Here is a 12510-nt window from a genome sequence, read left to right on the forward strand (position 1 = left end):
AGTACGGAGACACTGCCCATGCGAATTTTATTGGTTGAAGACAACCGCGATATTCTGGCCAACCTGGCGGATTACCTGGGCCTCAAGGGCTACACCGTGGACTGCGCGCAGGACGGTTTATCGGGCCTGCACCTGGCCGCCACCGAGCACTACGACCTGATCGTGCTCGACATCATGCTGCCTGGCATCGATGGCTACACCCTGTGCAAACGCCTGCGCGAAGACGCGCGGCGTGATACGCCGGTGATCATGCTCACCGCCCGTGACCAGCTGGATGACCGGCTGCAGGGCTTCAAGTCCGGCGCCGATGACTATCTGCTCAAGCCGTTCGCCCTGTCGGAGCTGGCTGCACGCATTGAAGCTGTGCTGCGCCGTGCCCAGGGTGGTGGGCGGCGGGCCCTGCAGGTGGCCGACTTGCATTACGACCTCGATACCCTGGAAGTCACCCGCGAAGGGCGCCTGCTCAAACTCAACCCGGTGGGCCTGAAGCTGCTGGCGGTATTGATGCAGAAAAGCCCTCACGTGCTGCGTCGGGAAATTCTCGAAGAAGCGCTGTGGGGCGACGATTGCCCGGACAGTGACAGCCTGCGCAGTCACGTCCACCAGTTGCGCCAGGTGATCGATAAACCGTTCGCCAAGCCATTGCTGCAAACCGTGCACGGCGTGGGTTACCGCCTGGCCGAGGGTCGTGATGGAGTTTAAGCAGAGCCTTGCCCAGCGCATCATCATCGCCTTTGCCTTGATGAGCGCATTGGTAGCGGGGGCCTTCGCCATGGGCATCGTCGCGACGGTGCACCTGGTGGAAGAGAAGCTGATATCGGCTGGCCTGGGTGGCGATCTGCAGCGCCTGCTGCTGATGGACAGCGTCGAAGACTGGAGCCACCGACCCGAGCCGGACCAGCTGTTCTATTTCAGCGGCGGGCGCGGGGACTTTGAGCTACCCAAGGACCTGCGGCACCTGGAGCCGGGGTTCCATGAAGTGTTCCGCGAGGCGCTGTCGTATCACGCCATGGTCGAAGTGGTGGATGGCCGGCGCTATGTGCTGCTGCAAGACCAGAGTGACTTTGAGGAACGTGAGCGCGTGTTGTTTGCCGTGGTGCTGGTGGGCTTCGTGCTCAGCCTGGCACTGGCAGTCTTCCTCGGCTGGGTGTTGGCCCGCAAGGTCATGGCCCCGGTGGTGCGACTGGCGCGCCAGGTTCGCCATCGCGACCAGTTGCTCGGCCTGGCGCCGCCCTTGGCGCCGGATTATGCCGCCGATGAAGTGGGCGAGTTGGCAGTGGCCTTTGATGCCACGTTGGGCCGTCTGCGCCAGGCATTGTCCCGTGAGCAGTTGTTCACCAGCGATGTCAGCCACGAGTTGCGCACACCCTTGATGGTACTGGCCAGTTCCTGCGAACTGCTGTTGGAAAACCCGGCCATCGACCAGCGCGGCCGTAACCAGGTGCTGCGCATCGCACGGGCCTGTGAAGAAATGCGCGAGCTGGTCCAGACCTTCCTGATGCTGGCACGCGCCCAGCACAACGATGCCACCATGTCGCCGCGGGTGACCCTCACCCAGGTGGCGGACGATTTGCTGGGCATCTGGCGCGAACCTATCGAGCAAAAGGGGCTGGAGTTGATCTATCAACCGGGCAATCCCCTGGACACCCGCTACAACACCACCTTCCTGCACGCGGTGATGGGCAACCTGTTGCGCAACGCCCTGCATTACACCGAACGGGGCTTTATCCGCCTCACGCTGGAGCCCAGTGGTTTCGTGGTGGAGGATTCCGGTGTCGGCATTCCCGAAGACAAGCGCGAGGCGATGTTCGAACCTTTTGTGCGTGGCAGCGAGAAGCGCGGCGAAGGCCTTGGCCTGGGCTTGTCCCTGGTGCAGCGCATCTGTGAGAACCAGGGCTGGAGCGTCAGCCTGAGCACCATGGAACCCAACGGTTGCCGCTTTCATGTCGAGTTGAGCCAGGTCAAACCTTGACCGCCCATCCTGCCGCTATGCTGCGGCAGATTCCCCGCTGTTCGGCGAAGATGGCCCCGTGCTACTGACTGTATCTGTAAAATCTTGAAATGTATGAGATTGGACAGGACAAGTTTTTCACACTTGGTTGACCTGTTGATCACAGTTAGCTGCCTAAGGTTGTAGGCATCAGTAACTGGAGATCAGCGATGCCTACCCCGATCAAGCTCGAATTTTCTGAAAAATACGACGATCAGCACGCGCAGAATTATTTGCTCAAGCATCAGGACAATTTGGCTCGCCGGTTGTCCCACAAACGTGACGAGCAATTGGCGCGCGGCGCACTGGCCATGGCCGGTGAACCGGGGCTGGTTCTGGACTTGCCTTGCGGGGCTGGGCGCTTCTGGCCGCTGCTGGCCGAAAAACCCAACCGCGTGATTATCGGTGCCGACAATTCGGAGTCGATGTTGAAGGTTGCGATGCACGCGCAACCGGCGGACGTGGTCAAACGGGTACGACCCTTGCAGACATCTGCCTTCGATATCGATTTACCCGATAACTCGGTCGATAGCATCTTCTGTATGCGTTTGATGCATCACATTGGTGATCCTGAGCACAGGCTGGCGATACTGCGCGAATTTCAGCGTGTAACCCGCGACAGCGTGATCATCTCGCTGTGGGTGGATGGCAACTTCAAGGCCTGGAAACGTAAGCGTGCCGAAGTAAAACGTCGTAAGAAAGGTGAGCAGGAAGGTTACCAAAACCGATTTGTGTTACCGGCTGCTACTGTTGAGGCAGAGTTTGAGCAGGCCGGTTTCCGTGTTCAGGAATCCCTGGACTTCATCCCGCTCTACGCCATGTGGCGGGTGTACGTATTGCGCAAGAGGTAACAGGATGGCAGTTGAGTGCGTAGCAGGCAGTCACGTAGCTCCCGAAGAGCGATTTGATTATTTTTGGCGCCAGCAGGGCGAATGGGTCGAAGAGCCCAATCGTCGGCGCGGTGGTGAAAGTGGTGTGCAGCGAGTGGTGGGCCCCAATGGGCGCTTGCTCTACAGCAAACGTCAGACCGGGCATATCTACCGCAGTTGGCTGCATCCTTTTGGACGTCCCACCGTGTTGCGCGAGCGCGATGCCCTCAAGGGCCTGCGCTTGCTGAATGTGCGCGTACCGGAAATGGTGTTCTGCGAGGCACGTCGTGATCCGGAGCACCAATGGAAGGCATTGTTGGTGACCGCTTCGCTGGATGGCTTCGATGAAATCGAAAAGTGGTACGCCGCCGGTGGCCGTGAACAGTACGGCGAAGTAGTCCATGAGCGCCTGCTCAAGGAAGTGGCGACAACCCTGGCGCGTATGCACAAGGGGCGCTGGCAACATGGTTGCCTGTACATCAAGCACATTTTTGCGCGGGTCACCGGCGAAGGCGACTCGGCCACCGTGGAAGTGGCATTGCTGGATTTTGAAAAGTGTCGCCAGCGCCTGACCGCCTATCGGGCAGCGTCCCACGATATGCTGCAATTGCGCCGCCATTCGTCGTGGAGCGATAGCGACTGGGAAAAACTCAGCTACTTTTACGAGACGGCGTTTGGCAGCGCTATCAAGGGTTTAACCAAATGAAGCTAGAAATAGCACGAGGTCTGTTCCTGGTGGGGGCATTGGGCATTGCAGCCTTGGCCCTGGTCGCCTGGGAACAACCTCGCACACAAGTACTCAGCGCGGTGCAAAGCGGCGGGCAATGCCTGTTGCCGCGCGTCGCCAAGGCGAGTGTGGCGGTCAAGCCTGACCACGAGTTACTGCTGTTTATGTTTGGAATGTCTCAAGGGATGAGGCCGCAAAGTTGAAACGATTGAACCCCCCGGAAAGGGCCTTGCGATGCGAGGCCCTTTTTTTTGGGGTGTGCCCCAGGCATGGCGCGTTGCGCGAAGTACAACCAGCTTGGCTGTGGCGGTGCTTTCGACGGCGCTATCGAGTGGTACCTGCGGTTGGCGGCTCTTCACTATCTGCCCGGACTCGAGCTGCATATCCTTGATTGCCTGCGCAATCAGCAGACTCAGGTTCACGCCCTTCAAGGCCTTCCGTGTACTCACTGATGGTCAGCGTGGTTGCCTGGGCTGCGCGACGGCCATCGCCACGACGACACTCTCTGGCGGTTTGGGCCTGGAACAGACCGGGATCAGCAGGTAGATAGAAAAGGCCGTGTAATCCGCCCGTGGCAGGGCGATCAGCCGCACTACACCCCCTACGATCAACCTGCGGCGGCATGGCACCTTCCGGTTCCTTGGACGGATTGGGGCCGACGAATCGAAACGTTACTCCGTCTTTCCCAGGGGGGGCCGCTGGCAATGTTGACAGGCCTGGCAGGGGGGCCGGCAGCGCATGGCCGAGTAGCGGCGGCGCTTGAGGAAGGATCTCAAGCCGGCCGTAGCCTCCGAAGGGTGAGGGATACACCGGCAGCGGCAAGATACTGCCGGGTAGCATTCCGGGTTTTGCCAGCAGGGTGTAGATGCAGGGCAGTACAAATAAGGTGAACAGGGTGCCCACGGACATGCCGGTGGCAATCACCAGGCCGATATCGAATCGGCTGACCGCCCCGGCACCGCTGGCCAGGATCAACGGCACGACGCCCAGGACGGTGGCGAGGGTGGTCATCAGAATCGGACGCAGACGCGTCGCGGCGGCTTGTTCGACGGCTTCGCGAATCGTTAACCCCTGCTCTCGGCGCAACTGGTTGGCGAATTCGACGATCAGGATTCCATGTTTGCTGATCAGGCCAATCAGCGTGACCAAGCCTATCTGTGTATAGATGTTCAGGCTCGACCATCCCAGGAACAGGGCGACCAACGCCCCGCAGACCGACAGCGGTACGCTGACCAGGATTACCAGTGGGTCGCGAAAGCTCTCAAACTGGGCGGCCAGTACCAGGCCGATGATTGCCAGTGCCAGGCCAAAGCTGCCCCATAACGCGCCACCTTCCTGAACGAACTGACGCGTGGCGTTGCTGTAGTCAAAGGTAAAACCGGGTGGGGCTTCCTCTTGCGCAATGTCGCGCAGGGTGTCGATGGCGTCGCCCATGCTGACAATCGGGAAACCCGCGATCAGTACTGAGTTCATTTGTTGGAACTGATTGAGCTGGCGTGGTCGTGCTTTCTGTTCGGACACCGTGATCAGCGTGGACAGGGGCAGCAACTGTCCTTTGGCGTTTTTGACGTAGTAGTGGTTCAGCCAGTCTGGCGTGTTTCGGAACGCTTGTTCGACCTGGGCAATCACTTTGTAATGACGGCCATCCATGCTGAATCGGTTGATTTCTGTCTCCGCCAGCAGTGTCGACAAGGTCAGCCCCAGGTCTTGCATTGAAACACCCATCTGTGACGCCTTGTTTCGGTCAATGTCGATCACGACTTCTGGCCGGTCGAAGGCCAGGTCGATGTCGACGTAAGCGAATTTTCCTGAGTCGATGGCGCGTTGTTTGACCCGTTCCGCTACATCGAGCAGTGACTGATGATCGCCGGGCGTACTGATCACGAAACCGAAGGGCAGGCCTTCACCGGTGCCCGGTAGGGCGGGCAGGTTGAAGGCAAGTACCTGAAGGCCGGGAATGCTGTCCAGTTTCTCGCGCAACTGTTCCAGTATCTGCATCGAAGTACGCTCACGTTCCCCCCAGGGTTTGAGCAGGAAGCCGCCGATGCCCGATTGCGCGCCGTTCAGGCCGTTGATCTGGAACGACCCCTGATACTCGGCGAGTGTCTCGAACAGCGACGTGAAGTCCTTGGTGTGGGCGTTCAAATAGGCGAGGTTGGAGGCTTGCGGCGCTTGGGTGAGCATAAAGACAACGCCTTTGTCCTCATCCGGCGCCAGCTGTGAAGGCGTGAACATGAGCATCGCCGGGATCAGGAGCAGAACGATCAGAGCGAACACCAGTACGACCGGGCGTGCATTCAGCACCTCTTGCAGGAGGCGTAGATAACGCTGTTTCAGGCGTTCGAAAATGCGATCCAGCGTCAGTGCGAACCCTTGGGAAGGCTTCCCCTTGCGTAGCAACAGTGCGCACATCATCGGTGACAGGGTCAGTGCCACGATGCCGGATATCACCACGGCCCCGGCCAGGGTCAAGGCAAACTCCTTGAACAGCGAGCCCGTCAGCCCCTGCAAAAAACCGATGGGGGCATAGACCGCCGCGAGCGTAATCGTCATGGCGATGACCGGGGCGCATACTTCCCGAGCCCCTATGATCGCGGCCTTGAAGGGGGACCAGCCATTTTCAATGTGCCGATGAATGTTTTCCATCACCACAATGGCGTCATCCACCACCAGCCCGATGGCCAAGACCATGGCCAACAGTGTCAGGCCGTTGATGGAGTAGCCCATCAGTTGCATGAAAAACATCACCCCGATCAAGGATAAGGGGATGGTGACGATGGGAATAATCACCGAGCGCAGTGTGCCCAGGAACAGGAATACCACGATCACCACGATCAGTACGGCCTCCAGCAGCGTGGTCACGACTTCGTCGAGGGAGGCTTGGATAAACTGCGTGGAGTCAAAGGCAATATCGGCCGCCAGATCGGGCGGCAGCTGTGATTGCAGCGCGAGAATGAACTCACGCACCTGCTCGCCGAGCTCAAGAGGGTTGGCGTCCGGTGCAGGCTTGATGCTGATATAGGTGGCAGGCATGCCATTGAATGAACTGAAACTGTTGTAGTTTTCCGCCCCGATCTCCACCCGTGCCACGTCACCGAGGCGAACCTGGCTGTCATTCGTACTTTTCAAGGTGATCGCCTCGAAATCCTCGGCCGTGCGCAGCAGCGTATTGGCATGGACGCCGGTGACGACATAGGCGCCCGTGACCTCACCGGCTGTCGACTGCACGTTGTAGCTATTGACGGCCTGGCTCACATCGCTGGCGCTCAAGCCGAAGCCGGCGAGCCTGATGGGGTCCAGCCACAGGCGCATGGCGCGGGTTTGATTGCCGATGATTTCTGCGTCTGCCATGCCGGGCAGCGTCGACAGTCGGGGTTGTACCACCCGTTGCAGGTAGTCGGCGACTTGGGCGCTACTCATCGTATTGCTGGAGAAGCTCAGGTACATCAAGGCGGTCGTATCCGTCGCGACTTTGCTCAGTACCGGGTCTTGCGCCTCGCGGGGCAGTTGGTTGCGCACTTCGTTGATCTTGGCCAGCAACTCGGTAAACAAGCGATCGCTGTCGGCGCCGGTACGGCTGTGCAGAGTAATCACCGAGACATTCTGGCGGCTCGTGGACTTCATGTAGTCGATGCCTTCAGCGCCTGCCAGGCTTTTCTGAAGTGGCTGCGTGACAAGGCTCTGAATAGTTTCGGCGTTGGCTCCCGGGTACAGGGTCGTCACGGTGATCTGGGCATTTTCCATTTGCGGGTATTGGCGCAGGGGTAATTGGTGGTAGCCCTGCAGCCCCAGCAACAGGATCAACAGGCTGACCACCATGGCGAGTACCGGGCGGCGAATAAACAGATCGGTAAATCTCATGGTGCGGCACCGTTGTCGCCAGAGAAGAGCGGGGCGTGCGGCGACAGGTTCCTGTCGGCGCTGACGATGACGGGGGCGCCATGTTTGAGCTTGAGTTGGCCCGCCGTGACCACCTGTTCACCGGGCGCCAGCCCCCTGGTGATGATCACCTGGCCATTGCGCCGCTCGCCGGTCTCTACCGGGCGTTGTTTGGCGGTCAGTACCGTGCCGGCGGTTTCAGGGGCAGCCTCGTGTGGCGATACAACATAAACATACTGGCCAGCAGGGCTATAGCTGATTGACTCCTCAGGAACGACGACCTGCGGCGTTGGCTGTGCCAGTTGCACCTGCAAACTGGCGAACATGCCCGGCAGTAAACGGTTGTGCGGGTTGGGCAGGGTCGCCCGGACCCTGACATTCCGGGTACTGTCATCGACGATGGGGTTGATGGCGCTGACCAGGCCAAGGGTGTGCTGCCCGGGGCGCGCAGACACTTCAACCTGTACTGATTGGCCGACTTCAATGAACTGGACCGCTTGCTCGGGTACGTGGAAGTCGACGTAAAGGCTGCTGGTGTCTTGCAGGCTTGCGATCACTGCCGTGCTTTGCAGATAGTCGCCGATATTGACCTGGCGAATGCCGATGGTGCCACTGAAAGGGGCGGTGATATGTTTCTTTTCCAGCGCCGCGGTGTACTGCTTGACCAGCGCATTGTGTCGATTGAACTCGGAGGACAGCCGATCAAACTCACCTTTTGAGATCGCCTGACTGTCCACCAGCATCTGGCCGCGCTCGAAATTCTGTCGGGCCAGGCTACGGTTTGCCAGGGCGATGTCCCGCTGGGCCGTCTCCATCTGGTTTTCCAATTGCAACAAGGATTGCCCGGCTGTAACGGCTTGTCCGGACTCGAAATGCACCTGCGTGACGACACCAGGCACTTCGATACTCAGATCGATTCCCTTAAGCGCTTTGAGACTGCCAGCCGCCGGCAGTTGGCGCTGCCAGAGCTGCGTGACGACCGGCGCCACCGATACGCTGGCGGGCGGCTTGGGGGCATTCAGACGTGCCAGTTGTTGGTTGATCCAGAACGCTTTGTAGCCCGCTAGCATCGATACCACGACGAGAACGACACCAAGCATCGCGAGCATGCGGCGGCCAGGCATAGATGGCTCCTTGGGTAACAATGACGAAGGCGTCGATTGTTATTAGGGCCGTAGGGGCGGGTAAGCCGAAAAATCCCCTTTGGATGAAGGGCATATAGCTATCAGAAGAAGGAAGCCTTTCTGCTTCTTGTAGGAATATACCCGCCAGGCAGTGCCGCCAGCGGGTATGTGAGCATTCTGCCGAGAGCGGCGTCAGATCAGGTGGAGATGGTTATCCCAGAGCCCAGCCGGCAACTCCAACGGTTTTGCTAGCAACTCTTGCTGGCGGCAATCGTAAAAGCGGCAACGGCCTTGGCCTGACGTGACGACAAACCCATCCGCCACCGCCCCGACACCGGCGCAGTCCGGCAACGGAGCGTCCAGGCGCAGTTCAGCGCTGTCGATGTCCCAGATAAAGAAGCGGTTACCCCGTGGGGCGGTCAATGCCACCAGGCGCAACTCACTGTGCACCGCGACGCTGGCGGTGTAATGACCCATTGCCTGCAACTGTTCATCCGCCACTGGAAACGCCACGAACGGTTGCCCTGGGCGCTTGATCGCCAGCAACTCGGAACGCTCCTGGGACGGCCCCATGAACTGTTGCCCGGTAAGGACGGTGCCATCACCGGCGATGCCCATATGGCGCACGCTGTTCATCGTCTGCCCGAGGGTTTCCTTGCTGATCAGCGTACCGTCGCGCTGCATCAGCACCAGGCTCGGTTCCATGGCATTGAGGTTCATCTCCACGCGGCTTTCGGCTTCGGTGCGAATGCCGCCGTTGGCGACGACCAGGGTTTCGCCGTCGGGCATCCACGACACCTGGTGCGGGCCGATACCGTGGGTGGATAGCTCACCGCTGTGCACCAGGCGCTCGCCTTCGAACCTGTAGACACCGAGCAGGCCACGGCCGGGGTCGGACGTGTCGTTCTCGGTGGCGTACAACCAGTCGCCGCTCTTGTGGATCACCGCGTGGCCATAGAAGTGGCGATTGGCATGGGAGGTGACAGTCTGCAGCAGCGCGCCGTCGCGCAGGTCGATCAGGTAACTCTCGGTGCCCGGGCGACGGGCGACGAACAGCGCTATAGGCAGCGTCGGGTGGTTGATGATGTCGTGGCAGCGCTGGCCGACCTGGGTGGCAAACACCCGCTGGCCGTCCAGGCGATAGCCCACGGCGTAGTGCTTGCCGTCTGCATCATCGCGTGCCGACAGTAGCAGTGGGCCCTTGTCCTTCTGCTTGAACAACGTCCAGCCACCCAACGTCACTGCGCTGAGCAGCAGGCTACCCATCGCCAAAGCTTGTCGCCTGAGCATCATCAGTCACCGTCGTTGGCGTTGAAGCCCAGTTGGATGCCCAGCGCCTTGGCCAGTTCGCCTTCGTGCAGGCGGTGGACAACGTTGAGGCTGTCATAGATATCGTTAAGCTGCTGGCGGCCGGCATCATCGGCCAACAGTTCGTTCAGCGTGCGCTGGTTGCTGGCGAACAGTTTCAGGGCGGCGGCATAGGCGGCGTCGATCTTGTCGGCCAAGGGCTTCTGCGCTGACGGCAACAGGCCACGCAGGCCCTTGTTGTCGACCCCGACCCATACGGTCTGGGCGGCGGCCAGGCTGGCTTCCAGGCTTTGCAGGGACGATTGGCTGCGCCACATATCGGCCTGGAACGGTTGCGCAATGCCCTTGGTCTGGCGGCCCATCGGCGTGCCAAGTTTTTTCTTCAGGGTGTCCAGGGCGGTAACCTGCGCACGCAACAGGTCGGCGATGGCTTCGTGGGAGTCGGCATAGCGCTGGTTCGGAAACTTGCTCATCTGCGCGAGCATGCCGTCGGTGCTGTTCCAGCTGGCCAGGATCTCTTCGGCCAGGGCTTTCTGGCGCTCGCCAATCGCCACCAGCAGCGGGCAGTAACGGGCTTTCTGCGCGTCGTCGGCGAGGTCGGTCTTGGCGTCGTAGAGGATGTATTCATAGGCCGACAGGCCCTGCACCACTACGCTGGACTTGGCCAGGGTGGCCGCATCGATCTGTGGCTGGGCGCTGACCAGTTGCTCGACCTGGCGGCCCACCAGGTTTTTCTTGTCTGGCCAGAACTGCACCTGCCACGAACGGTTGCCCTCGGCCAGTGGGCCGATCAGCAGCGGTTGCAACTCGGCCCAGGCCTTTTGCGCGTGAAGGAAGTCGGCGCGCGCGGTATCCAGGCTTTCTTTGCCTTGGCAGTAGGCCAGGGCGCTGACGGCCAGTTGACGGTCGGCTTCGACCCAGCGGCTATACGTTGGCAGGATCACTTGCTTGGCGATCGCCGCTGAGGTCACGGCTTGCGGGTCTTGAGGCGAGCAGGCGCCGAGGGCGAGGGCGGCCAGGCTGGTGAACAACAACTTGGGACGGAACATGTCGAGCTCCCTTCTGTAATGGGGGTGACGCTTATAAAGAGTTCAGGAACGCCAGCAACGCAGCGCGCTGTTCGGCATTGAAGGACAACACATGCTGCTGCGCCGCCTGTGCTTCACCGCCGTGCCAGAGCACGGCCTCCAGCAGGTTGCGGGCGCGGCCGTCATGCAAGAACTGGGTGTGGCCACTGACGGTTTGCGTCAGGCCGATGCCCCACAACGGCGGGGTGCGCCAGTCGCGGCCGCCGGCCTTGAATTCGGTACGGTGATCGGCCAGGCCTTCGCCCATGTCGTGCAACAGCAGGTCGCTGTAGGGGCGGATCACCTGGTTGGCCAGTTCAGGTTCGGCGGCGTTGGCCGCCGTGGTGAAGGCTGGAGCATGACAGCCCTGGCAACCGGCCTGGTAAAACAGGTTTTTCCCGGCCAGGACTTGCGGCGCATTGACGTCGCGGCGTGCGGGCACGGCAAGGTTGCGGGTGTAGAACAGCACCAGGCGCAGGATATTGTCGCTGACTTCGGGTTCGCCATCGGGGCCGTTGCCGTTGGGCGCCTGTTTGCAAGCCACTTGGGCGTCGGTGCAGTCATCGAAGGGCCTCAGGGAGGTCGTGAGGCCCATATCACCGGAAAATGCGTGAACATTTTGTTGATTGAGATTGGGTTGCCCGGCTTTCCAGCCGAAACGCCCGAGGACGGTCTTGCGCTGGGCATCGTCCCAGACCCAATTGGCCCGGCCGACGATGGCGCCTTTGGCGGCGGTCTTCGGGTCGGTGTTGCGCAGGATATCCGCATCAGGGATGGCTTCGAGCAACCCCAGGCCGATCATCGGCGGGGCGATACGCGCGGAAACACGCGTATCGGGGTGCATCGGCCCGTAGCCGAGCTGGGTGATGCGCAGGTCCGGCTTGCGCAACTCGACCACGGTACCGTCCTTGAACGTCACATTGACCGGCGTGTAGTCGACCCGCACCTTGCCTTCCGGCACCACCCCAGGCACGGCCATATCCTGCAATTGCCCGCCGTAGACCGGCTCGGGCACGACGCCGAGCTGCTCGATCACCTTGGCGTAAGGCGGCGTATCCGGGATCGACAGGCGCACCAGCATCGACACCGCATTCGGCGCATCGGGCAACGGTGGGTGGCCACGGCCGTCCTTGATATGGCAGTTCTGGCAGGCGTTGGTATTGAACAGCGGGCCCAGGCCATCGCGCGCGGTGGTGGTGGAGGGCGCGATCACCCAGGGGCTGCGGAAGAAACTGTTGCCGACGCTGAAATCCAGGCGACGGGTCGGCGCCAGGTTGGCCGAGGGCAGGGAGAACGCGTTCTGGTCGCGTTTATTCACCGTCGTCGCGCCGCCGGCTCGTGCTTCACCGGGCTCGGCCTGGGTGAAGTGCGGGGCGTCGTCGCACGCGGTCAGGCTCAAGGCCATTAATGCGGCAGACAGGCGGAATAGCGGACGGAACATCGAGTTTCCCGGACGAAGGCTGAAAATCAGGTCGCAAAGTCTAACAGGGCGGGGCAGTTTGAATAAGAGCAATTATCGTTTGATGGCATCCCGATTCATTCCCGT

General features: G+C 60.7%; 9 protein-coding genes and 1 pseudogene. 5 read left to right on the top strand and 5 right to left on the bottom strand.

Annotated elements, in window-relative coordinates:
• Window positions 1-18: 18 nt before the first annotated feature.
• The 5 genes from colR (at window position 19) to A7317_RS23215 (ending at window position 3789) form a co-directional block, all read left to right on the top strand.
• Window positions 19-702: a two-component system response regulator ColR gene (gene colR / locus A7317_RS23195; RefSeq protein WP_016975511.1), complete on the top strand. Its 684-nt coding sequence runs from the start codon at window positions 19-21 to the stop codon at window positions 700-702.
• Entirely contained in the window at window positions 692-1972 is a 1281-nt protein-coding gene (locus A7317_RS23200; protein WP_024077211.1) for a sensor histidine kinase, read from the top strand. The genes colR and A7317_RS23200 overlap by 11 nt, the downstream gene beginning before the upstream one ends.
• A gap of 188 nt (window positions 1973-2160) precedes the next feature.
• Window positions 2161-2841: a class I SAM-dependent methyltransferase gene (locus A7317_RS23205; protein ID WP_024077210.1), complete on the top strand. Its 681-nt coding sequence runs from the start codon at window positions 2161-2163 to the stop codon at window positions 2839-2841.
• 4 nt (window positions 2842-2845) lie between these two features.
• Window positions 2846-3565: a lipopolysaccharide kinase InaA family protein gene (locus A7317_RS23210; RefSeq protein ID WP_024077209.1), complete on the top strand. Its 720-nt coding sequence runs from the start codon at window positions 2846-2848 to the stop codon at window positions 3563-3565.
• A complete protein-coding gene (locus tag A7317_RS23215) occupies window positions 3562-3789 on the top strand; it encodes a hypothetical protein (RefSeq protein WP_024077208.1) in 228 nt (75 codons plus the stop codon). Before A7317_RS23210 ends, A7317_RS23215 begins: the two co-directional genes overlap by 4 nt.
• Before the next feature lie 640 nt (window positions 3790-4429).
• On the opposite strand, the pseudogene A7317_RS23220 reads toward A7317_RS23215, so the two are convergent.
• The 5 genes and pseudogenes from A7317_RS23220 to A7317_RS23240 all read right to left on the bottom strand — a co-directional run.
• Window positions 4430-7447, bottom strand: a pseudogene (locus A7317_RS23220) (multidrug efflux RND transporter permease subunit); the annotation flags it as partial.
• Window positions 7444-8589, bottom strand: coding sequence for an efflux RND transporter periplasmic adaptor subunit (locus A7317_RS23225; RefSeq protein ID WP_069076907.1), 1146 nt, complete (start codon window positions 8587-8589; stop codon window positions 7444-7446). The pseudogene A7317_RS23220 and the gene A7317_RS23225, both read right to left, overlap by 4 nt.
• A gap of 192 nt (window positions 8590-8781) precedes the next feature.
• On the bottom strand, window positions 8782-9879 hold the full coding sequence (locus tag A7317_RS23230; protein WP_069077450.1) for a DUF1513 domain-containing protein: 1098 nt from the start codon (window positions 9877-9879) through the stop codon (window positions 8782-8784).
• A gap of 2 nt (window positions 9880-9881) precedes the next feature.
• On the bottom strand, window positions 9882-10946 hold the full coding sequence (locus A7317_RS23235; protein WP_069076908.1) for an imelysin family protein: 1065 nt from the start codon (window positions 10944-10946) through the stop codon (window positions 9882-9884).
• A 31-nt stretch (window positions 10947-10977) separates the two neighbouring features.
• A complete protein-coding gene (locus A7317_RS23240; protein ID WP_069076909.1) occupies window positions 10978-12405 on the bottom strand; it encodes a di-heme oxidoredictase family protein in 1428 nt (475 codons plus the stop codon).
• Window positions 12406-12510 lie beyond the last annotated feature (105 nt).

The organism is Pseudomonas fluorescens, assembly GCF_001708445.1.
GTDB lineage: Bacteria > Pseudomonadota > Gammaproteobacteria > Pseudomonadales > Pseudomonadaceae > Aquipseudomonas > Aquipseudomonas gorinensis.